Below are 22835 nucleotides of genomic sequence, written 5' to 3'. Positions count from 1 at the left end.
TAAGCTGCGGTTTTCAGCGCTGAACGTGAAGCGACCGCTGCGGCGGTCGCTTGTCTATCCGCTCACTTAACCTTGAAGCAGCATTATGTCAAAGCGTGATTATTATGAAGTACTTGGTGTCAGCAAAGGCGCCGACGACAAAGAAATCAAAAAGGCTTATAAGCGCCTCGCGATGAAATATCACCCTGATCGCACTCAGGGCGATAAAGCGATGGAAGAAAAGTTTAAAGAAGTGCAGGAAGCCTACGAAATTCTGTCGGATGAGCAGAAAAAAGCGGCTTATGATCAATATGGCCACGCCGGAGTCGATCCAAACCGCGGCGGCGGTGCCGGTGGCGCTGATTTTGGCGATATCTTTGGTGATGTCTTTGGCGATATCTTTGGTGGCGGCCGTCGTGGCGGTGGCCAGTCGCGTGCCCAGCGTGGTGCCGATTTGCGCTATAACCTGGAGATGAGCTTAGAAGATGCCGTGCGCGGCAAATCAGTCGATATCAAAGTACCGACCTGGGTCAGCTGTGACAGTTGTGATGGCTCGGGTGCTAAAAAAGGCACTCAGGCCAAGTCTTGCCCGACTTGCCATGGTGCAGGTCAAGTCACGATGCGGCAGGGCTTCTTCGCAGTGCAGCAAACTTGTCCGACCTGTAATGGGCGTGGCAAAATTATCCCAGACCCATGTAGCAAATGTCATGGCGAGGGTCGGGTCGAGAAAACCAAAACATTGGCCGTTAAAATTCCGGCGGGTGTTGATACCGGTGACCGTATCCGTTTAACCGGTGAAGGTGAAGCGGGCATGCATGGTGCGCCTGCCGGCGATTTGTATGTGCAGGTCCATGTCAAAGATCACCCGATTTTTGTGCGGGATGGCAATAACTTAGCCTGTGAAGTGCCGATCAGTTTCAGCATCGCTGCCTTAGGCGGTGAAATTGACGTGCCGACTTTAGATGGTCGCGTCAAACTGAAAATTCCAGCTGAAACTCAGACTGAGAAAATGTTCCGCTTGCGGGGCAAAGGGGTACAATCGGTGCGTGGCGGCGGCGTCGGTGATTTAGTCTGTAAAGTGGTGGTGGAAACACCGGTCAATTTGTCGGATAAACAAAAAGACTTACTGCGTCAGTTGGATGAAAGCTGGGGTGGCGAAAGTGAAGCCAGACACCGACCAAAATCGAAAGGATTTTTTGACGGTGTAAAAAAATTCTTTGATGATTTAACAGGTTAACTGTTGAACTTTGGGTCAAAACCCGACTCGGAGTTGCCATTGACCTTGTTCACACCGCCGGCTGTTGCTGGCGGTGTTGTTTATGGCCGGCACTGACCTGAAGGTACAGCGGCTATTATTGTGAAACTACAGAAAAGGAAACTGATGGTGCAGCAACTTTTTGCAAATCGAACTTTACTGGCGTTGCTATCCGGTGCTGTATTGTTCTTGTCAGGTTGTGCTGAGTCACCGACTGGCCGGCCGCAGCTGATGTTATTTGATAATAGCCAGGTCAGCAAACTGGGGATCCAGACGTTTGAAGAGCTGAAGAGTAAAACGCCAATCAGCAAAGATAACAAAGCCAATCGTTATGTGCAGTGTGTGGCGCAAGCCGTGCTGAAAGTGACGCCGGAAAAGTATCAGGCAAATCCATGGGAAATTGTGGTATTTGAAAGTGATCAGGTGAACGCTTTTGCCTTACCCGGCGGTAAAATTGGCGTCTATACCGGATTGCTATTGGTGGCAGAAAATCAGCATCAGCTCGCTGCGGTGATAGGGCACGAAATTGCCCACGTGATGTCTGGTCATTCCAATGAGCGCTTGTCCAGTAACCAGGCGGTACAAGCGACCCTAGGGGTGGCAGATGTTGCGTTAAGCGCAATGAATACCCGTTATAAAACTGAGTTATCCAGTGCTTTTGGTTTAGGTGCTCAGGTTGGCGTGGTATTGCCATTTAGCCGGGTGCATGAAACTGAAGCTGATGTCATTGGGCTGGATTTGATGGCAAAAGCGGGCTTTGATCCAGCGCAATCTGTGATGCTTTGGCAAAATATGGCCAAACAAGGCAGTGGTGGCACCCCGCAAATTTTATCCAGCCACCCGGTGCCGGAAAATCGGATTAAAACCTTACAAAAGAACATGCCTGCTGCACTAACCGCTTATCAAAGCCGGGTAGCGCAAGGCAGTGCGCCTAAATGTAACAGGTAATAGTTGAGGTTGTTACGTTGTTTCTTTGCTGGCTGGCCTGTCACTCATTTGTCTCAGGCCAGCGCTGTTACTGCAGTATGATCAACTGCGACGGCTTAACAGGATGGCGGCAATCGCAACCAGAGCCAGGATCAGGCAATAATAACTTTGCGTGACCACATCCCAGGGCGATAAACCAAAACTGGCGCCTAACAACAGGGCTTGTGCGCCATAAGGCACCAGACCCTGACTGATACAGGAAAAAATATCCAGTAAACTGGCAGCACGTTTCGGACTGACGCCGTGATGCTCAGCCAAATCTTTACTGACATCCGCCGCAATCACGATAGCCACAGTGTTATTGGCAATACATAAGTTACTGATAAACACCAAAGCGGCAATGGCCAGTTGTTGGGCTTTATTACCCGCTAAGGCTATTTTGCTGGCCAGGTTGGCGATATGACCGGCGATCCAGCTAAGACCACCCTGTTGCTTGACAAACTCACCCAAAGCACCAACAAACATCGACAGCAGGAAGATTTCCTGCATGCTGCCAAAGCCTTTAAAAATGTCCTTACCCAGATTGGCCAGTGGATAATCGGCAAAGACCACCCCTTGTAAAGCAGCCAGCAAAATGCCAAGTAACAACACCACAAACACATTCAGACCCGCCACCGCCAGTATTAAAATAGCGGCGTAGGGCAGTACACCTGTCCAGCTGAAGTCTTTTACTTCGATCTGACTTTGGGTATCACCAAGCAAGCTAAAAATCAGCAAGGTTAATGCGGCTGCCGGCAGCGCTATTTTCAGATTTTCGCGAAATTTATCTTTCATTTCAGCGCCCTGAGTCCGGGTTGCTGCAATGGTGGTATCGGAAATAATCGACAGATTATCGCCAAACATGGCACCACTTAACAACACCCCTGCGACCAGCGCAGGGTCCAGTCCGGCTTGTTTGGCTAAACCGGCCGCGATAGGGGCTAAAGCACCGATGGTGCCCATTGATGTGCCCATTGCGGTGGCAACCAAAGCAGAGATCACAAATAAACCTGGTAATAGCCAAGCCGCTGGCACCAGACTCAGACCGGCATTGACCATGGCATCAACGCCGCCGGTCGCCTGCGCAACAGTAGCAAAAGCCCCAGCCAGCAGATAAATAATGCACATGGTGATGATATTGCTGTTGCCGGCACCTTTCACCAGCACTTCAATGGATTGCGCTAAAGGCGCGCGGTGCAACCAAATAGCCAGCACCAGTGCCGGAATAATGGCGACAGGTCCAGGCAACTGATAAAAGGCATAAGCCACGCCCTGACTTTGCAAATACAAGCCAGTGCCCAAAAACAGGACTACAAACAACAGCAATGGCAATAACGACAGTTTTGCCTGGGGTAATGTGCTTGCGTTCATTCCTAAACCTCACAAATTGAGACGCAAATATAATTGCGCGGAATATAAAGACGTCCAGAAGTCCTGTCAAATAACTTTCAGTTCTGAGTTAAGCAAAAGCTAATTTTCGGCGCTCACACCAGCCAACAAGGCTTGAAATCTGCCGGAACAGCACCATAGTCATAAGCAACCTATCAACGCACTCTGTCTGCCGATATCCAATTGGCCACAGCAGCCAGTGCACAGCGTCAGCGCTTGACTGACTTCAATGAATCACAGCCCTGGAGTATTTATGTTTAATTTTTCATACCAGAACCCAACCCGCATTGTGTTTGGCGAGGGACAAATCAAACAGTTATCGGCATTGATCCCTGCTGGCAGTAAAGTACTACTGACCTACGGTGGTGGCTCTATTAAGCAGAATGGCGTGTATTCGCAAGTGATGCAAGCTTTGCAAGGGTTTGACGTGGTTGAATTTTCTGGCATTGAGCCAAATCCATCTTTTGAAACTTTACTAAAAGCAACTGAGTTGGTCAAAGCGCAGGGCATTACCTTCTTATTGCCGGTTGGCGGTGGCAGTGTGGTGGATGGCACTAAATTTATTGCCGCAGCCGCTTTGTTTGAAGGGGATCCTTGGGACATTCTGGCGCGCCGTGCGCCAGTCAAACAAGCGTTGCCATTAGGTTGTGTGCTGACACTCCCGGCTACAGGCACTGAAAGTAATGGCAATTCAGTGGTGACCCGCTACAGTACTCAGGAAAAACTGTCCTTTGCCAGTCCGCTGGTCTATCCGCAGTTTGCGGTGTTAGATCCAACTGTCACCTACAGCTTACCGCCAAAACAGGTGGCCAATGGTGTGGTCGATGCATTTGTCCATGTGATGGAACAATATATGACCTATCCGGTGAATGCGGCGGTACAAGACCGGTTTGCCGAAGGCCTGTTACTGACGTTATTGGAGCAGGGCCCGCTGGCATTGAAGGATCCGCATAATTATGATGTGCGGGCCAATGTGATGTGGGCTGCTACTATGGCGCTGAATGGTCTGATTGGTCAGGGTGTCCCACAAGATTGGGCCACCCATATGATAGGTCATGAGATCACGGCTTTATATGGTCTTGACCACGCACAAACATTGGCCATCGTGTTACCTGCGTTACTCCAGCAGCAACGTCAGCAAAAACGGGAAAAGCTGTTGCAATATGGTCGACGGGTGTTTCAACTGCAACATACTGATGAAGAGCGCTTGATTGATGAAACCATTGCGCATACCCGGGCGTTTTTCGAACAGATGGGCGTGCCAACCCGATTGGCCGATTATGGCATCAGTGCCGATGCCGTCGATGCTCTGGTGGTGAAGCTGCAACAGCATCAGATGTTGAAGCTGGGTGAACATGCCGATATTACGCTGGATGTATCCCGAGCCATCTTGAGTCGGGCGTTGTAATTGCGCTGCTCTGCAGCTGTGGTGCAAACCACAGCTGCGATTCCCTTCGTTTCGAAAGTGTTTTATACCAAAGTGCTGTCACAACGTAAATGAGCTAAGTTGGCACTTATCCCCGATGAACTTCTGCTGATTTCGCCAGCCAGACTAGTTTTGCTTACGATTCCAGTGTCATTCTGCTGGTTCAGACGTTATCATAGTCGCCTTTAAACTGAATAACGAAAGTAAACGAAAGATGAGTCAGCAAAATCTACCTTGCCTTGTTGTGCTCGCTGCCGGCATGGGCAGTCGTTTTGGCGGTGATAAACAATTGGCGGTACTTGGTACGACCCAGCGCACCATATTGCATTTCAGTGTGATGGATGCCTATGATGCCGGGATCAGGCAAGTCGTATTGGTGGTTCGCCGCGCTATTATCAGCGCAATGCAACAGCAAGTGTTGCCCTATTTTCCAATTGATTTGCAAGTTGAATTGGTGGTGCAGGCGCTGGATGATTTGCCGCTGGCAGGAGTTGATTGCGCCACCAGACAAAAACCCTGGGGCACAGCGCATGCGCTCTGGTGTGCCCGCGATTTTCTACTGCAGCAGCCTTGTATCGTGATCAATGCCGACGATTATTACAACGTGCAAGCGATGCAATTGTTGATGAAGCACTTTACCACTGCCGTTGCAGGCTGGGCCATGGTTGCTTTTCAACTCTGTCAGACCTTGTCTGCCTTTGGTGGTGTCAATCGCGGTATCTGTCAGGTGCGGCAGGGGCAGTTGCAATCCGTGTCTGAATGGACGGATATCCAGCTCCAGCAGCAACAATTACAAGGCAGGAATGCAACAGGTGACATAAAACCGTTATCAGCAGAGCAGCCGGTTTCGATGAATATCTGGGGCTTTACCCCTGATATTGTGCCGGTATTAACCCAAGCCTTGACGACCTTTTTACAGCAGTTGCCGTCGGGTAATGCTGAATGTTATTTACCGGCGGTGGTGGATCAGGCGCTTAGTCAAGGTCAGCAACTGCAGGTTTATATGTCGGAGCAGCGTTGGTTTGGCGTCACTTACCCGGACGATTTAGCGGAAATAGTCGGCTATTTTCAACGCCAAGATGCAAAATAATCGGCTGCTGCTGTAGCGCAGTGACCACAATAAGATCGGAGACAGCTGCAAAGCTGATTTTTTTGATGACAATACTTCAAACAAGCGCAGTGCAGCAGCAGGCTGCCCATCCAGTGGTGACCGCTGCGGTGCTGACAGATTATCAATTGCCAGGCGATACCCAGATTAAAGCTTTTGGCAATGGTCATATTAATAAAACCTATTTGTTGACCGCTGGCGATAGACGGATGATTTTGCAGCAGATTAATACGACTATTTTTCCATCGGCCAAGGATTTAGTTGAAAATGCGCTGAAAATTGAGCGGCATTTATTAGCAAAACAACAGCAAGGTTGTTATCCAATGCAAGTGCTGCAGCAGCAAGTCAAAGCGGATGGCAGCTATCTGGCGGGGCTGGAGGGCAATTTGCGGGCATTACAGTTCATCGATCATGGCAGCAGTCTGGAAGTGGTCGAGACCGTAGCACAGGCGCATGCCGCCGCCCTGACTTTTGGTCAGTTCGCCGCCGCGCTGGCTGACTTTGATGCCACCACACTGGTGACAGTGATCCCGGATTTTCACAATCTGGCGATGCGGTTTTCGCAACTGCAGCAAGCCGTGGCCGCTGATAAAGCGGGTCGCTTGTTGCAGTGCCGGGATTTGGTTGAACTTTGTCTGGCGCAGCAGCAGCTAGTGACTGAATTGTCGCAGGTGGCCGCAAATTTACCGTTGCGGGTTTGTCACAACGACACCAAAATCAATAATATGCTGTACTCGGCTACTGAAGGCCGCGGTATTGCTGCCATTGATCTAGATACTTGCATGGCGGGTTACTGGATGTTTGATTTTGGCGATATGGTACGGACCTGTTGTTCGCCGGAAGCTGAAGATTCGTTAAATACTGAGTTGGTCAGGATCCGGCCTGAAATTTTCCAGGCGCTGGCCGATGGTTATCTGCAAGGACTGGCTGGGGTGATAACGCCTGCAGAACGTGACAGTTTGTTGCTGGGGGCCCAGGTGATGTGTTTGATGATTGGCATTCGGTTTTTAGCCGATCATTTGAATGGTGATAGTTATTTTGCCGTCAAACGCCCTGATCACAACTTGCAGCGTGCGCAGAATCAAATTCGTTTGTATCTGGATTTAACAGCGCAAAAAAACCAACTCAGTGCCTGTTTTCGCTAATTTGCAATAGTGCAACTGAATTAATGAGGAATACATAATGTCATTGGGTATTTTTGGAGCCAACGGCCGGATGGGCAGAGCCTTAGTGACGGTTGCGGCCGAACAGCAACTGACACTGACCGCTGCCACTGTCCGCGCTGGCTCTGTGCTGCTGGGACAGGATGCCGGTGAGATTGCTGGTTGTGGCAAGTTGGGGCTGCCATTGACAGAAACACAGTTAGCAGCGGTGCAACAAGCTGACATCTGGATTGATTTCACCATGCCAGAAGCCATGCTGGCGCATTTGGAACTTGCTGTTGCTGCCAACAAAGCCATTGTCATCGGGGTGACAGGACTGACCGATGCTCAGTACGCCCTGGTGCAGGCGGCCAGTCAAAAGATCCCGGTGGTCTGGGCGCCAAATATGAGCGTTGGTGTTAATTTATTATTGCACCTGGTGCAGACCGCCGCCAAAGTGATGGGACAGACAGCCGATATTGAAATTATTGAAGCCCACCATCGTTTTAAAAAAGACGCGCCAAGCGGAACTGCGCTGGCTATTGGTAACAGCATTGCCAAAGCGCTTGGCCGTGATTTGTCGCAGTGTGCGGTTTATGGCCGTGAAGGGATGACGGGCGAGCGCGATCAGCAGACCATTGGTTTTGCCACGGTCCGGGGGGGTGACATTATTGGCGACCACACCGCACTCTTTGCTGACCTCGGCGAGCGGCTGGAAATCAGTCATAAAGCCTCCAGTCGCAGCACTTTTGCCCAAGGCGCCATGCGGGCGGCACTGTGGTTGCAAAATAAACAGCCGGGACTTTATTCTATGCAACAAGTGCTGGGTTTAGCTGACTTAGCATAGGTTTTTGAGCAATTCTCTGCAAAATTGCTACTAAACCGTTATTTTTATAATTTTTCAAAAAAAGATTAGACCAAAGCCAGCAAATAGCCTAAAATATTGCGGTTTGCCTGAAGGGTCTGTTAGCAACGGTGGAATAACAGAATTTCCACCTGGGCACAGCGTCAGAGCAGCACAGAGTACACAAATTTTGGGTCAGAACGGGTTGTAAAACATTGTCAGTTTTCGCCCGTTTTTTGCTGTTTGGAGGTTACCTTGACTAAGTCCGCCCTGCTCGTACTGGAAGACGGCACCGTATTTCGCGGTACAGCCATTGGCGCTGAAGGTGTTTCTGTTGGTGAAGTGGTGTTTAACACTTCGATGACAGGATATCAGGAAATTTTGACCGATCCTTCGTATGCTGAGCAAATGGTCACGCTGACCTATCCGCACATTGGTAATACCGGAACCAATGACGAAGATGAAGAATCCGGTAAAATCTGGGCCAAGGGCCTGATTATTCGTGACCTTCCTCTTCTTGCCAGCAATTTCCGCAATCAACGCTCTCTTAGTCAATATCTCAAAGATCACCACATCCTCGGCATTGCTGATATCGATACCCGTAAATTAACCCGTATTTTGCGTGAAAAAGGTGCGCAGAATGGCTGCTTAATGGCGGGTGATATCGATGAAGCCAAAGCACTGGAACTAGCGCGTAATTTCCCAGGTCTGGCCGGAATGGATTTAGCCAAAGAAGTCACAGTCACACAAACTTATCAGTGGACTGAAGGCAGTTGGGCATTAGGCGAAGGCCATCGTACCGCGCCTGAGTCGAAGTTTCATGTTGTTGCCTACGATTTTGGTGTCAAACGTAATATTTTACGTATGTTGGTTGACCGTGGCTGCCGCTTAACTGTGGTACCAGCACAAACCTCTGCCGCTGAAGTACTGGCGTTGCAACCTGATGGAATTTTCTTATCCAATGGTCCTGGCGATCCTGCACCTTGTGCTTATGCAATTCGCGCCATTGAACAATTTCTGCAAACGGACATTCCGATTTTTGGTATCTGTTTAGGTCACCAGTTATTAGCGCTCGCGAGCGGTGCCAAAACGCTGAAAATGAAATTCGGTCACCATGGTGGCAACCACCCGGTGCAAAATCTGGACAGCAAAAAAGTGCTGATCACAGCGCAAAACCATGGTTTTGCCGTAGATGAAGCGACTATGCCTGCGCATTTACGTGCCACCCATAAATCGTTATTCGATGGCTCGCTGCAAGGTATTCATCGCACCGACAAACCGGCGTTTAGTTTCCAGGGCCACCCTGAAGCCAGTCCGGGGCCGCATGAAGCTTCTGAATTGTTCGACCATTTTATTGATTTGATGACCCAAGCAAACCGCAGTTAAGCCAGGAAAAGAGACGAGACATGCCAAAACGTACCGACCTTAAAAGTATTCTGATCCTTGGTGCCGGCCCGATTGTAATTGGTCAGGCTTGTGAGTTCGATTATTCAGGTGCCCAAGCCTGTAAAGCGCTGCGCGAAGAAGGTTACCGGGTGATCCTGGTGAACTCGAACCCGGCGACTATCATGACAGATCCAGACATGGCGGATGCCACCTACATTGAGCCCATTCACTGGCAGGTGGTGGAAAAAATTATTGAAAAAGAACGTCCATGTGCTGTATTACCGACCATGGGCGGTCAGACCGCATTAAACTGTGCGCTGGATTTAGAGCGTCATGGCGTGCTGGCAAAATACAATGTTGAAATGATTGGCGCCACGGCAGACGCCATTGATAAAGCTGAAGATCGGGGTCGGTTTGATAAAGCGATGCGTTCTATCGGCTTAGCTTGCCCGCGGGCTGGTTTTGCCCATTCGCTGGAAGAAGCCTATCAGGTGCTGGAAACCATTGGTTTCCCTTGCATTATCCGGCCGTCTTTTACCATGGGTGGCTCAGGCGGCGGTATTGCTTACAACCGCGAAGAATTTGAAGAAATCTGTACCCGGGGTCTGGATTTGTCACCAACCAAAGAGTTGTTGATTGATGAATCCTTGATCGGCTGGAAAGAGTACGAAATGGAAGTAGTGCGGGATAAAAACGACAACTGCATCATTGTCTGCGCTATTGAAAACTTTGATCCTATGGGCGTGCATACCGGTGACTCGATCACTGTGGCGCCAGCACAGACCCTGACCGATAAAGAATACCAACTGATGCGCAACGCCAGTTTAGCTGTGCTGCGTGAAATTGGCGTTGAAACCGGTGGTTCGAACGTGCAGTTTGGCATCAATCCGGTGGATGGCCGGATGGTGATCATTGAGATGAACCCGCGGGTTTCCCGTTCGTCGGCTCTGGCTTCCAAAGCAACAGGTTTCCCGATTGCCAAAGTTGCCGCTAAGCTGGCGATTGGTTATACCCTGGATGAACTGGCCAATGATATTACCGGCGGTCGCACCCCTGCGTCGTTCGAGCCAAGTATCGACTACGTGGTGACTAAAGTTCCTCGCTTTAACTTTGAAAAATTTGTCGGCGCGAACGATCGTCTGACCACTCAGATGAAATCGGTTGGTGAAGTGATGGCGATTGGCCGCAACCAGCAGGAATCGCTGCAAAAAGCCTTGCGTGGCCTGGAAATCGGTGTTTGTGGTCTGGACCCAATCATTGATATCCATGCTCCTGAAGCCAAAGAAAAAATTACCCGTGAACTGCGTGAACCTGGTTCGCACCGCATTTGGTACATCGCAGATGCCTTCCGTTTTGGCATGTCGATGGATGATATTTTCAAACTGACCAATATTGACCCATGGTTCCTGGTGCAGATTGAAGATCTGGTGAAAGAAGAAGCGGCCATTGAAGCGGCGGGCTTTGCCGGTTTAGATCAAGCCCGGTTAACTGTGCTGAAACGCAAAGGTTTTGCCGACAAACGCATCGCCGACATTCTTGGAGTGGCAGAAGCCGAAGTGCGGAAAAAACGCCATGGTTTTGGTTTACATCCGGTCTACAAACGGGTGGATACCTGTGCGGCTGAATTTGCTTCTGATACCGCCTACATGTACAGCACTTACGATGAAGAATGTGAAGCTGCCCCGAGCAACCGCGATAAAATTATGATTATCGGTGGCGGTCCAAACCGGATTGGTCAGGGCATTGAATTTGACTATTGCTGTGTACACGCGGCGTTAGCCCTGCGCGAAGATGGTTATGAGACCATTATGGTCAACTGTAACCCGGAAACTGTTTCGACCGATTACGATACTTCAGACCGGTTGTATTTCGAGCCAATTACGCTGGAAGACGTGCTGGAAATCGTGAAAAAAGAACAGCCTAAAGGCGTGATCGTGCAATACGGTGGTCAGACGCCACTGAAATTAGCCCGGGCGCTGGAAGCGAATGGCGTGCCAATTATTGGTACTTCGCCAGATGCGATTGACCGTGCTGAAGATCGGGAGCGTTTCCAGCAAGCCGTTGAGCGGCTTGGCTTAAAACAACCGAAAAACGCCACTGTGACCAGTCTGGAAGAAGCACTGAACAAAGCACCGGATATTGGTTATCCGATGGTGGTCCGTCCATCTTATGTGTTGGGCGGCCGCGCAATGGAAATCGTCTATGACGACAGCGATTTACGCCGTTATATGACCGAGGCTGTCAGTGTCTCAAACGATTCACCGGTGTTGCTGGATCGTTTCCTTGACGATGCTATTGAAGTGGATATTGACGCGATTTGTGACGGTACTGAAGTCATTATCGGCGGCATCATGGAACATATTGAACAAGCCGGTGTGCACTCAGGTGACTCGGCCTGTTCGTTACCGCCGCACAGTCTGAGCCAGGACATTCAGGATGTGATGCGTGAGCAGGTGAAAAAGCTGGCGCTGGAACTGGGCGTAGTTGGCTTAATGAATACGCAATTTGCGGTCAAAGATAACGAAGTTTACTTAATTGAAGTGAACCCACGTGCTGCCCGGACTGTACCATTTGTGTCAAAAGCCACCGGTATGGCAGTTGCTAAAGTCGGTGCCCGTTGTATGGCCGGTAAGTCATTACGGGAACAAGGTGTCACCAAAGAAATTATTCCACCGTATTTTTCGGTGAAAGAAGTGGTGATCCCGTTTAATAAGTTCCCGGGAGTTGATCCATTACTTGGCCCTGAAATGCGTTCAACCGGTGAAGTAATGGGCGTGGGTGAAACCTTTGCTGAAGCCTTTGCCAAAGGTGAACTCGGGGCCGGTACCCAGATCCCTACCGGTGGTCGTGCTTTACTTTCAGTACGGGATAGCGATAAAGTGCGCGTGGTTGAATTGGCCAGAACTATGGTGGAATTAGGCTTTGAACTGGATGCCACAGGCGGAACTTATGCAGCACTGACTGCTGCAGCCATTCCATGCCGGCTGGTAAACAAAGTATTTGAAGGCCGTCCGCATATTTTGGACCGGATTAAAAACGGTGAATACAGCTATATCGTGAACACCACGGAAGGACGCCAGGCGATTGAAGACTCTAAAGTGTTACGTCGCGGGGCGTTACAACATAAAGCAAATTACACGACCACACTGAATGCGGCTTTTGCCACTTGTAAAGCCAATGCAGCCAATGCATTTGCCACTGTCAATTCAGTGCAGGAGTTACACAAGAGAGTAAACGGATGAGTCAAATCCCGATGACAGTTCAGGGCGCACAGGCATTGCGTGATGAACTGAATGAATTGAAAAGCGTAAAAAGGCCGGCAATTATTCTGGCGATTGCGGAAGCGCGTGCGCACGGCGATTTAAAAGAAAACGCCGAGTACCATGCGGCCCGTGAAGCCCAGGGGTTCTGTGAAGGCCGGATCCAGGATATCGAAGCCAAGCTGTCGAATGCGCAGATTATCGATATCACCAAGTTGCCAAATAACGGCAAGGTTATTTTTGGTTCCACTGTGACTATTCTGAATCTGGATACTGAGGAAGAAGTGACATACCGCATTGTTGGTGACGATGAAGCGGATATCAAAAATAACCGGATTTCGGTAAATTCGCCGATAGCCCGTGGTTTGATTGGCAAAGAACTGGATGATGTGGTGACGATCAACACGCCAAGTGGCATGGTTGAATTTGAAATTACCGCGGTTCATTACCAGTAAGCTGCGACTTTAGTCGCAATAATAAAAAAAAGCGGCTTCTGCCGCTTTTTTTGTCTGCACTAAAAGGGTAGGCTGCAAGTGAGAAGGGGAGTTGGATGAAGCAGCATAAAGCCTATCAGTTAACACTGGAAAAACGCACTGTCTGGGTCAAGGCCACCGGCATTGTGACGGTGCGCAGCGCTGGGGATTATCAGCGTGATTTGAAACAACTAGTGCAGCCATTACTGGGTTCGCCCTGGGCTTTAGTGATGGATGTACGCAGTTGGCAGCCCAGTCCGTTGGCGGTCATCGATATTTTAAAAGAGGTAACATTGTGGTGCTTTGCCAATCAGTTGAAGTTTGTGGTGGTGCTACAACCGGATGATGCGTTATTGGCCTGGCAATATTTGAAAGCGACAGAGGTGGCGAAACCGGCCGATTTGATCAGACATTTAGTGGCGGATGATCAACAGGCACGGCAAGTGCTGTCAGCTGCAGATTTTCTGCAGCCGTGATCCTGGGCAGGCATCACAGCTGCAGTCACACAAGTGCAGTTAGCCGCGCGGCAGTTGCAACTTTTTCTCTTTAGCTGGGCGGTAAATCACCAGGATGTGGCCAATCACTTGCACTTTTTCTGCCTTGCCTTCACGGACAATCGCATCCATCATGGCAACTTTTTCGTCGCGGTCAACGCTTGGCACTTTGACTTTGATTAGTTCATGATGTTCCAGTGCCAGCTCAATCTCAGCCATCACGCCTTCCGTCAGGCCATTGCCACCTAACAGAATAATTGGCTTTAATTCGTGCGCTTTTGCTTTTAAAAACTGTTTTTGTTTGTTTGATAAACTCATTTGTGGACTTTTTCCATTGGGAAAGCTTGAAATTACGCTATTGTACCGCCATCTTGCATGGAAGACCAATTAAGAGTAGTTCCATGACTAAGAAAAAGCGTTCTGCCAGTTCATCCAGATGGCTGCAGGAACATGTATCTGATCCTTTTGTGCATAAAGCACAAAAGCTTGGGCTGCGTTCTCGGGCTTCATTTAAGCTTGATGAAATTCAGCAAAAAGACAAATTAATTAAACCTGGTATGACGGTGGTGGATTTAGGCTCGGCGCCAGGCAGTTGGTCACAGCTCGCAGCTGAGCTGGTTGGTGAGCAGGGCTGCGTGATTGCCTGTGATATTTTGCCGATGGATCCGCTGGCAGGCGTCGCTTTTTTACAAGGCGATTTTCGGGAAGATGCCGTGCTGAATGCTTTGCTGGATCGCATTGGCGGTCGTAATGTCGATGTGGTGCTGTCCGATATGGCACCCAACATGAGCGGCAATGCCACCGTCGATCAAAGCCGCAGTATGTATCTGGTGGAACTGGCGCTGGAAATGTGTGGCAATGTCCTGAAGAAAAATGGCTGTTTTGTGGTGAAAGTTTTTCATGGCGAAGGTTTTGAACAATTTGTCCAAAACGTCCGTAATGTATTCAGCACTGTACGGATCCGTAAGCCTGATTCGTCACGTTCACGTTCGAGCGAGACTTATATCGTGGCGACCGGCTTCAAACTCTAGTAAAGTAGCAACAGAAGCTTTTTCTGGTAATAAGAGGTTATGACCTTGAGCGACATGGCAAAGAATTTAATTGTATGGCTGGTAATAGCAGTCGTCTTAATGACGATGTTCAACAGTTTCAGCCCGAATGAACGGGCTGAGCGAAGCACCAGTTACACGCAGTTTATTAACGAAGTGAAACAGGGCCAGATCCGTGAAGTAAAAGTAGACCGTTCTGGCGCTGTGACAGGTGTCAAGCGGGACGGTCAGCGCTTTGAAACGGTGATCCCAGGCGGCTACGATGATGGACTGCTAAAAGATCTGATTGAAAATGGTGTTGATAGCACAGGCGTGCAACCTGAAGAAGGCAGCTTACTGGGCCAAATCTTTATTTCCTGGTTCCCAATGTTACTGCTGATCGGCGTGTGGATTTTCTTTATGCGTCAGATGCAGGGCGGTGGTGGCAAGGGCGCAATGTCTTTTGGTAAAAGCCGTGCCCGCCTGATGGGTGAAGATCAAATCAAAACCACTTTTGCCGATGTGGCAGGTTGTGATGAAGCCAAGGAAGAAGTGTCTGAGTTGGTGGATTATTTAAAAGATCCGTCACGGTTCCAGAAGCTGGGTGGCAAAATTCCTAAAGGCGTGTTGATGGTTGGCCCTCCAGGTACAGGTAAAACCTTATTGGCCAAAGCCATCGCCGGTGAAGCCAAGGTGCCATTTTTTACTATCTCTGGTTCTGACTTCGTGGAAATGTTTGTCGGTGTCGGTGCCAGCCGTGTCCGTGACATGTTTGAACAAGCGAAAAAAGCAGCGCCTTGTATCATCTTTATCGATGAAATTGATGCTGTGGGTCGCCAGCGTGGTGCCGGTTTAGGTGGTGGTCATGATGAACGTGAACAAACCTTAAACCAAATGCTGGTTGAAATGGATGGCTTTGATGGTAATGAAGGTATTATTGTGATTGCAGCCACCAACAGACCAGATGTGCTTGACCCTGCCTTATTACGGCCAGGCCGTTTTGACCGTCAGGTGGTGGTCGGTTTACCTGATGTACGTGGTCGCGAACAAATTCTTAAAGTGCACATGCGTAAAGTGCCACTGGCCGATGGCGTGGATGCATCTTTGATTGCCCGTGGTACCCCAGGTTTCTCTGGTGCTGATCTGGCAAACCTGGTGAACGAAGCGGCATTATTTGCTGCCCGTAATGCCCGTCGTGTGGTGTCGATGGATGAATTTGAAAAAGCCAAAGACAAAATCCTGATGGGTACTGAACGTCGTTCTATGGTGATGACGGAAAAAGAAAAAGAAATGACGGCTTATCACGAAGCAGGTCATGCCATTGTGGGCCGGCTGGTGCCGGAGCATGATCCGGTTTATAAAGTCAGCATCATTCCGCGTGGTCGTGCGCTGGGTGTCACTATGTATCTGCCAGAACGTGACAGAGTGAGTCATTCCAAACGTCATTTGGAAAGTATGATCAGCTCGTTGTTTGGTGGTCGTATTGCTGAAGAAGTTATTTATGGCTTTGAATCTGTCAGTACTGGTGCGTCCAATGACATTGAACGTGCGACCAACTTAGCTCGTAAGATGGTGACGCAATGGGGTTTCTCCGAAAAACTGGGTCCGCTGTTATACGCAGAAGAAGAAGGTGAGGTGTTCCTGGGACGCTCTGTCACGAAAAACAAGAGCATGTCTGAGGATACCGTTAAACTGATAGATGCTGAAATCCGCGATTTTGTCGACCGGAACTACAGCCGCGCTAAACAGTTGATTGAAGAGAATATGGATATCCTGCACGCGATGAAAGATTGCCTGATGCAGTATGAAACCATTGATGCGAAACAGATTGATGATCTGATGGCACGCCGTGAAGTGCGTCCGCCTGAGCATTGGGAACCAAAAGATAAAAAGCCAGATCAGTCGGCTGGTGGCGATAGCCCTGCTGCAACTGAGCTGAAAGTGGACGATAAACCGGCAGAAACGCCAATCCATTAAGCCTGTGTGATTTGCACTACAAAAACCCCGACTTGTTCGGGGTTTTTTCTGCCTGCGGCAGACTGTGCAAGCCAAGTGCAAGTGACGAAAGCCCTTGGTTCAAACTTCCGCTAAGTGCTGTGGCTCACAAGCTTAGGGTGAAGAAACTGAATTTTTGATGAGGTATCGATGTTATTAACCTTACCCCGGCAACGGCAGTTGTCACTACAGCGCTGCAAACTGATGGGGATCTTAAATGTAACGCCGGATTCTTTTTCCGATGGCGGTCATTTTGTCGGTCGTGAGGCCGCTTTACGTCAGGTTGAAACTATGTTGCAGGATGGTGCCGATATCATCGATATTGGCGGCGAATCAACCAGACCTGGCGCGGCTGAGGTCAGTTTGCAACAAGAGCTGGAACGGGTCATTCCAATCATTGAGCTGATCCGACAGGAATTTGATACTGTTATATCAATTGATACTTATAAATCACAGGTGATGCAGCAAGCTATAGCAGCCGGTGCTGATATGATTAACGATGTCAGGGCTTTGCAGGAGCAGGGCGCTGTTGCCATCGCAGCAGCAACAGGGGTGCCTGTCTGTCTGATGCATATGCTTGGCATGCCAGGTTCAATGCAAAGCCTGGCGCACTATCAGGACGTCAATGCTGAAGTCCTTGCTTTTTTACAGCAAAGAGCCGAAGTTTGTATCGCTGCCGGTATAGCGCCAGGTCAGATTATTTTTGATCCCGGTTTTGGCTTTGCGAAATCGCTGCAGCATAACTACCAGTTACTGGCCGGATTTGACGGCCTGCATGCGGCGGGGTTTCCGCTACTGGCAGGCATGTCCAGAAAATCGATGATTGGACAATTGTTAAATATCACCGCCTCGGAACGTTTGGCAGGTAGTATTGCCTGTGCCACAATAGCCGTCATGAAAGGTGCAAGGATTATCCGGGCACATGATGTAAAACAAACAGCACATGCAATTGCGGTTGCAGAAGCGACAATGTATGGAGTTTTTGAATGAGCAGGAAGTATTTTGGCACTGATGGAGTGCGTGGACGGGTTGGCGAATTTCCAATTACCCCTGAATTTGCTATGAAATTAGGCTGGGCCGCAGGCCGGGTGTTATCACAACGTGGCACGCGCAAAGTTTTAATTGGTAAAGACACCCGTATCTCAGGTTATCTGCTGGAAACTGCGTTGGAAGCTGGCCTAATTGCCGCCGGTATTGATGTTCGTTTACTTGGTCCTATGCCAACGCCTGCGGTATCTTACCTGACGCACACTTTCCGGGCTGAAGCCGGAATTGTGATCAGCGCATCACACAATCCTTATTATGATAACGGCATCAAATTTTTCTCCGCCGACGGTAATAAACTGGATGATGAGATTGAGCTGGCGATTGAAGCTGAATTAGAACAGCCGATGGTGTGTGAATCTTCGGAGAAACTTGGTAAAGCACAACGGATTGAGGATGCTTCCGGTCGTTACATCGAGTTTTGTAAAAGCCATCTGCCAAAGCATATGTCATTGAGTGGGCTAAAAATTGTGCTCGATTGTGCCAATGGCGCCACCTATCACATTGCGCCAAATGTGTTCAGAGAATTAGGTGCCGAAGTTTATAGCATTGCATGCAGCCCGAATGGTCTGAACATCAATGAAAAATGTGGTGCGACTCATACGGATCTGCTGCAGCAAACTGTGGTGGAACAAGCGGCTGATTTAGGCATCGCTTATGACGGAGACGGCGATCGCGTGATGATGGTTGACCATACCGGTCGCCAAATTGATGGCGACGAAATCATTTATATGATTGCCCGCGCTGAAAAAGCGCGTGGCCAATTAAAAGGTGGTGTGGTTGGAACCCTGATGAGCAACATGGGACTGGAACTGGCGCTGGCGGAGTTGGATATTCCATTTGTCCGCAGTAAAGTTGGTGACCGTTATGTGATGGAACTGCTGAATGAAAAAGGCTGGCGTCTGGGCGGCGAAAATTCTGGTCACGTGTTAAACCTGGAACATGCCGGTACCGGTGACGGTATCATCGCATCATTGCAGGTGCTGGCTGCTATGTTGGATAGCAAACTGTCGCTGGCCGAATTAAGCCATGGTATGACCAAGTTACCGCAGGTGCTGGTGAATGTTAAATTTGAGAAGGGCACAGCGCCGCTGGAAAATTTACATGTCAAAGAAGTCATAGCTCAGGTTGAACAAGATTTAGCCGGTCAGGGGCGGGTGTTGATCCGTAAATCCGGTACAGAACCGCTGATCCGTGTTATGGTGGAAGGAAGAGAACAACAGCAAGTACAGAATTATGCCGAAAAAATTGCTGCTGCAGTCAAAATTGCCAGCTAATTCCAGCAGCTATTTTTGCTATTTTCTCTTGTGAGAAAGGGCGAGGTTCGTTAATATCTCGCCCGCTTAACACAGGGAGCTCGCATGACACAACGCAGACCATTGATAGCCGCCAACTGGAAGATGAATGGCAGTTGTGATTTAGTCGCACAGACTAGCCAGCAGCTTGCCGGTTTAGCCGCGTCGACAACTGAAATTTTGATCTGTCCACCTGTAATATTTCTGCCGAACTTTCCAAAACACAGTCGTTATTGTTTGGGTGGTCAAAATCTCAGCAATGAGACTAAAGGTGCCTTCACAGGTGAAATCAGTGCTGATATGCTGCTGGAAGCTGGTGCCAGTTATGTGATTGTCGGCCACTCAGAGCGACGTGCTTTGTATGGTGAAACCGACCAGATGGTGTTAGCAAAAACCTTAAGGGCTGTATCGGTTAAATTAACGCCAATTGTTTGTTTTGGCGAAACTTTAGCGCAAAGACAGCAAGAAAAAACCTTTCAGGTTATTGCAGAGCAATTAGATGCAGTGTATGCTGCGCACCCTGAATTGTTAGGCCAGACTGTGGTTGCTTATGAGCCGGTTTGGGCCATAGGTACTGGTGAAACTGCCAGTCCGGAACAAGCGCAACAAGTGCATCAGTTTATTCGTGACCATTTGGCACAATATGATGCAGTGAAAGCGCAGCAGATAAGAATTATTTACGGCGGCAGTGTCAATGCAGAAAATTGCCAGGCATTGTTTAGTCAGCCAGACATTGACGGTGGTCTCGTCGGTGGGGCAAGTTTAAAACCGGCAGAATTTGCTGCCATATGCTTAAGTGCACAGGAATAAACATGTACGAGTTATTTTTAGTTCTGTACCTGCTGGTTGCTCTGGCGTTGATCGGTCTGGTATTAATCCAGCACGGTAAAGGCGCAGATATGGGTGCTTCTTTTGGTGCAGGCGCTTCAGCAACAATTTTTGGTTCTTCTGGTACAGGTAACTTCCTGACCCGTTCAACCACAGTGCTGGCGACGGTGTTTTTTGCCCTGAGTTTAGTGTTAGGCAACTACAACACCACGCACATTGAAAAGAAATCTGAATTCGAAAATCTGGCTGCACCGGTGACAGAAGTGACTGCACCTGCGGTACCAGAGAAAAAAGATACAACAAAAGATATCCCAGTCGGCAATTAATCAGCTGTCTGTGTTGTAAAAGTTTGAATGCCGAGATGGTGAAATTGGTATACACGCTACCTTGAGGTGGTAGTGCCCTAGGCATGCGGGTTCGAGTCCCGCTCTCGGCACCAATTGATATAAAAGCAGTAAAAAAATCGAAACTTCAGTGTGTTATTAAATGCTCAAGTATTCGAAGTTAGCTCAAAACATTTCTTGCGATACAGTGCCATGCACTATATAATGCACGCCAGTTACGGACGCGGGATGGAGCAGCCTGGTAGCTCGTCGGGCTCATAACCCGAAGGTCGTCGGTTCAAATCCGGCTCCCGCAACCAACTTCTGCAGTGTTTCAGTGAAGTTTCCTTTTCACTCCAACTTAATGTGAACCTTAAGTTCAGCTGCAGCAGACGTAACAATGGACTATTGTCCAGTTTGTGTCTGAATTTGTTTACCTCTTGTCTTCCCGGTAGCAGATTAGATACCCAGATTTATCAGCAAGATTGGCGATATCTTGTTGTTTCGGATTTAACTTCGCCCCGGTTATCGGGGCGTTTTTATATCTGAAGTATTGTTGTACTAATATTCTGGGCTATAGGCCCTTTTTTTATTTCTGGAGGTATCTTTGACTAAACAAGAACAGCGCTTAACCGAGCTGTTAAGCCCAACGGTAGAAGCCGCTGGCTTTGAGTTGTTGGGGTGTGAGTTCGTGCCTGCTGGGCGTCATTCCACTTTACGGCTTTTTATTGATCATCCGGACGGTGTGACTGTTGAACACTGTGCTCTGGTCAGCCGCGAAGTAGGCGCCATCCTTGATGTTGAAGATCCAATCCCGAACGAATATAACCTCGAAGTTTCCTCGCCAGGCCTGGATCGTCCTTTGTTTACTCCTGCTCATTTTGCCAAAGTTGTTGGCCAAAAAGTCGAAGTTAAACTGGCGATCCCGCAGGACGGTCGCCGTCGTTTTAAAGGACAGCTGCTGGAAATTGTCGACGATATGCTGGTAATTGAAGTGGATGGCAAACCTTATCGTTTGCTTATGGATAACGTAGATAAAGCAAACGTAGTTCCGGTGTTTTAAATTCCCCGGCTCTTAGTGAGGCAGAAAACATGGCAAAAGAAATTTTATTGGTTGTAGATGCGGTTTCTAACGAAAAATCAGTACCGCGTGAGAAGATTTTCCAGGCTTTGGAATATGCTTTGGCAGCCGCTACCAAAAAGAAAAATGAAGGCGACATCGAAGTTCGGGTCACTATTGACCGCAAAACCGGTTCATACGAAACCTTCCGCCGCTGGCAAGTGGTTGCTGATGACCATGTGATGGAACATCCAACCCGCGAAATGACTTTATCTGCTGCGCAGTATGATGAACCTGAATTGCAAATCGGTGATTACGTCGAAGAGCAAATCGAATCTATCGTATTTGACCGTATTACCACTCAGATGGCAAAACAGGTCATAGTGCAAAAAGTGCGTGAAGCAGAACGTTCTCAAGTGGTTGAAGCTTATATCGATCAGGTGGGTGAATTAGTCACAGGTGTAGTGAAAAAAGTCAATCGCGACAGCATCATTGTTGATTTAGGGAATAACGCCGAAGCGATGTTAGCGCGGGAAGATATGATCCCACGTGAAACCTTCCGCCCTGGCGACCGTATCCGTGCCTTGTTGTTTGCTGTCAATCCGGAAGCTCGTGGCGCTCAGCTGTTTTTAAGCCGGACCCGTCCGGAAATGCTGATTGAATTATTCCGCATTGAAGTGCCGGAAATCGGCGAAGAAATGATTGAAATTCGCGGCGCAGCCCGTGATCCGGGCTCACGCGCTAAAATCGCGGTGAAAACCAATGACCGCCGGATTGACCCGGTTGGTGCTTGTGTCGGTATGCGTGGTTCACGCGTGCAGGCCGTTTCAGGTGAACTGGGCGGTGAGCGTGTCGATATCGTGCTGTTTGATGATAATCCGGCGCAATATGTCATTAATGCGATGGCTCCGGCTGAAGTGGCTTCTATCATCGTCGATGAAGAGAAACACTCAATGGATATCGCAGTTGAAGATTCTAACCTACCAATGGCCATCGGCCGGGCTGGTCAGAACGTGCGGTTAGCCAGCCAACTGACGCAGTGGGAACTGAATGTAATGTCAGTGTCTGATATGAAGAAAAAACACCAGGAAGAAAATTCTAAAGTGTTGGATCTGTTTATGTCGGCGCTGGAAATTGACGAAGATTTTGCCGGCATTCTGGTTGATGAGGGTTTCTCATCACTGGAAGAAGTTGCCTATGTCCCTGTAGCTGAATTACTGGCAATTGATGGTCTGGACGAAGACACAGTTGAAGAACTGCGGAAGCGTGCTAAGGCCGTACTGACAACTCGTGCGCTGGCCAGTGAAGAATCACTGGAAGGCTCAACGCCGAGTGAAGCGCTGTTGAACCTGCCGGGTCTTGAGACTCACACCGCCTATGTGCTTGCTAGCAAAGGTGTGGTGACGCTGGATGACCTGGCTGAATTAGGTGTCGATGATTTGCTTGAAATTGAAAAGATGACTGAAGAAAAAGCTGCTGCCCTAATTATGGCTGCACGTAATATTGTTTGGTTTAATGAAGAAAACTGATAGGTCAACGG

20 protein-coding genes and 2 tRNA genes are annotated in these 22835 nt (G+C 49.0%); 20 read left to right on the top strand and 2 right to left on the bottom strand.

The window, feature by feature from the left end:
- Positions 1 to 85: 85 nt before the first annotated feature.
- A complete protein-coding gene (gene dnaJ, locus AC53GJ_RS15605) occupies positions 86 to 1216 on the top strand; it encodes a molecular chaperone DnaJ (protein ID WP_496729057.1) in 1131 nt (376 codons plus the stop codon).
- Between the two features lie 144 nt (positions 1217 to 1360).
- Positions 1361 to 2182 carry a M48 family metallopeptidase gene (locus AC53GJ_RS15600; protein WP_496729056.1) on the top strand — a complete coding sequence of 274 codons (822 nt, stop codon included), beginning with the start codon at positions 1361 to 1363 and terminating at the stop codon, positions 2180 to 2182.
- An 81-nt stretch (positions 2183 to 2263) separates the two neighbouring features.
- On the opposite strand, the gene AC53GJ_RS15595 is transcribed toward AC53GJ_RS15600, so the two are convergent.
- Positions 2264 to 3571: a Na+/H+ antiporter NhaC family protein gene (locus AC53GJ_RS15595; protein WP_496729054.1), complete on the bottom strand. Its 1308-nt coding sequence runs from the start codon at positions 3569 to 3571 to the stop codon at positions 2264 to 2266.
- A 271-nt stretch (positions 3572 to 3842) separates the two neighbouring features.
- On the opposite strand from AC53GJ_RS15595, the gene AC53GJ_RS15590 reads away from it, so the two are divergent.
- From AC53GJ_RS15590 to AC53GJ_RS15555, 8 genes are all read left to right on the top strand, one after another.
- A complete protein-coding gene (locus AC53GJ_RS15590; protein ID WP_496729052.1) occupies positions 3843 to 4997 on the top strand; it encodes an iron-containing alcohol dehydrogenase in 1155 nt (384 codons plus the stop codon).
- A 232-nt stretch (positions 4998 to 5229) separates the two neighbouring features.
- A complete protein-coding gene (locus tag AC53GJ_RS15585) occupies positions 5230 to 6105 on the top strand; it encodes a nucleotidyltransferase family protein (RefSeq protein WP_496729051.1) in 876 nt (291 codons plus the stop codon).
- 65 nt (positions 6106 to 6170) lie between these two features.
- Positions 6171 to 7268 (top strand): phosphotransferase enzyme family protein, encoded by a 1098-nt coding sequence (locus AC53GJ_RS15580; protein ID WP_496729049.1) that lies wholly within the window; start codon positions 6171 to 6173, stop codon positions 7266 to 7268.
- Positions 7269 to 7302: 34 nt separating this feature from the next.
- The gene (gene dapB / locus AC53GJ_RS15575; RefSeq protein WP_496732804.1) at positions 7303 to 8112 is read left to right on the top strand and encodes a 4-hydroxy-tetrahydrodipicolinate reductase; all 810 of its coding nucleotides are present in this window, start codon (positions 7303 to 7305) and stop codon (positions 8110 to 8112) included.
- A gap of 252 nt (positions 8113 to 8364) precedes the next feature.
- A complete protein-coding gene (gene carA, locus AC53GJ_RS15570; RefSeq protein ID WP_496729047.1) occupies positions 8365 to 9495 on the top strand; it encodes a glutamine-hydrolyzing carbamoyl-phosphate synthase small subunit in 1131 nt (376 codons plus the stop codon).
- Between the two features lie 20 nt (positions 9496 to 9515).
- Positions 9516 to 12737, top strand: a complete 3222-nt coding sequence (gene carB / locus AC53GJ_RS15565) for a carbamoyl-phosphate synthase large subunit (RefSeq protein WP_496729045.1) — start codon at positions 9516 to 9518, stop codon at positions 12735 to 12737.
- The gene (gene greA, locus AC53GJ_RS15560; RefSeq protein WP_496729043.1) at positions 12734 to 13210 is read left to right on the top strand and encodes a transcription elongation factor GreA; all 477 of its coding nucleotides are present in this window, start codon (positions 12734 to 12736) and stop codon (positions 13208 to 13210) included. The genes carB and greA overlap by 4 nt, the downstream gene beginning before the upstream one ends.
- 95 nt (positions 13211 to 13305) lie before the next feature.
- A complete protein-coding gene (locus AC53GJ_RS15555) occupies positions 13306 to 13704 on the top strand; it encodes a hypothetical protein (protein ID WP_496729041.1) in 399 nt (132 codons plus the stop codon).
- Between the two features lie 39 nt (positions 13705 to 13743).
- Here AC53GJ_RS15555 and yhbY read toward each other — a convergent pair whose 3' ends face one another.
- Positions 13744 to 14040 (bottom strand): ribosome assembly RNA-binding protein YhbY, encoded by a 297-nt coding sequence (yhbY, locus tag AC53GJ_RS15550; protein ID WP_496729039.1) that lies wholly within the window; start codon positions 14038 to 14040, stop codon positions 13744 to 13746.
- A gap of 83 nt (positions 14041 to 14123) precedes the next feature.
- On the opposite strand from yhbY, the gene rlmE reads away from it, so the two are divergent.
- From rlmE to nusA, 10 genes are all read left to right on the top strand, one after another.
- Positions 14124 to 14753: a 23S rRNA (uridine(2552)-2'-O)-methyltransferase RlmE gene (gene rlmE / locus AC53GJ_RS15545; RefSeq protein WP_496729038.1), complete on the top strand. Its 630-nt coding sequence runs from the start codon at positions 14124 to 14126 to the stop codon at positions 14751 to 14753.
- A gap of 54 nt (positions 14754 to 14807) precedes the next feature.
- Positions 14808 to 16727, top strand: coding sequence for an ATP-dependent zinc metalloprotease FtsH (gene ftsH, locus AC53GJ_RS15540; RefSeq protein WP_496729037.1), 1920 nt, complete (start codon positions 14808 to 14810; stop codon positions 16725 to 16727).
- A gap of 168 nt (positions 16728 to 16895) precedes the next feature.
- Entirely contained in the window at positions 16896 to 17735 is an 840-nt protein-coding gene (gene folP / locus AC53GJ_RS15535) for a dihydropteroate synthase (RefSeq protein WP_496729036.1), read from the top strand.
- Positions 17732 to 19066: a phosphoglucosamine mutase gene (gene glmM / locus AC53GJ_RS15530; RefSeq protein WP_496729035.1), complete on the top strand. Its 1335-nt coding sequence runs from the start codon at positions 17732 to 17734 to the stop codon at positions 19064 to 19066. Before folP ends, glmM begins: the two co-directional genes overlap by 4 nt.
- A gap of 84 nt (positions 19067 to 19150) precedes the next feature.
- Entirely contained in the window at positions 19151 to 19894 is a 744-nt protein-coding gene (gene tpiA, locus AC53GJ_RS15525) for a triose-phosphate isomerase (protein WP_496729034.1), read from the top strand.
- Positions 19895 to 19896: 2 nt separating this feature from the next.
- A complete protein-coding gene (secG, locus tag AC53GJ_RS15520; protein ID WP_496729033.1) occupies positions 19897 to 20238 on the top strand; it encodes a preprotein translocase subunit SecG in 342 nt (113 codons plus the stop codon).
- Positions 20239 to 20267: 29 nt separating this feature from the next.
- Positions 20268 to 20351: transfer RNA gene (locus AC53GJ_RS15515), tRNA-Leu, on the top strand.
- 127 nt (positions 20352 to 20478) lie between these two features.
- Positions 20479 to 20555, top strand: a tRNA-Met gene (locus tag AC53GJ_RS15510).
- A 287-nt stretch (positions 20556 to 20842) separates the two neighbouring features.
- Entirely contained in the window at positions 20843 to 21298 is a 456-nt protein-coding gene (gene rimP / locus AC53GJ_RS15505) for a ribosome maturation factor RimP (RefSeq protein ID WP_496729031.1), read from the top strand.
- A 29-nt stretch (positions 21299 to 21327) separates the two neighbouring features.
- Positions 21328 to 22824, top strand: a complete 1497-nt coding sequence (nusA, locus tag AC53GJ_RS15500; RefSeq protein WP_496729029.1) for a transcription termination factor NusA — start codon at positions 21328 to 21330, stop codon at positions 22822 to 22824.
- The last annotated feature ends 11 nt before the right edge of the window (positions 22825 to 22835 follow it).

The sequence above is a fragment of the Rheinheimera sp. B2H12 genome (assembly GCF_059620065.1).
Note: the sequence above shows the minus strand (reverse complement) of the source record. Positions and strands in the feature narration are given on the sequence as shown.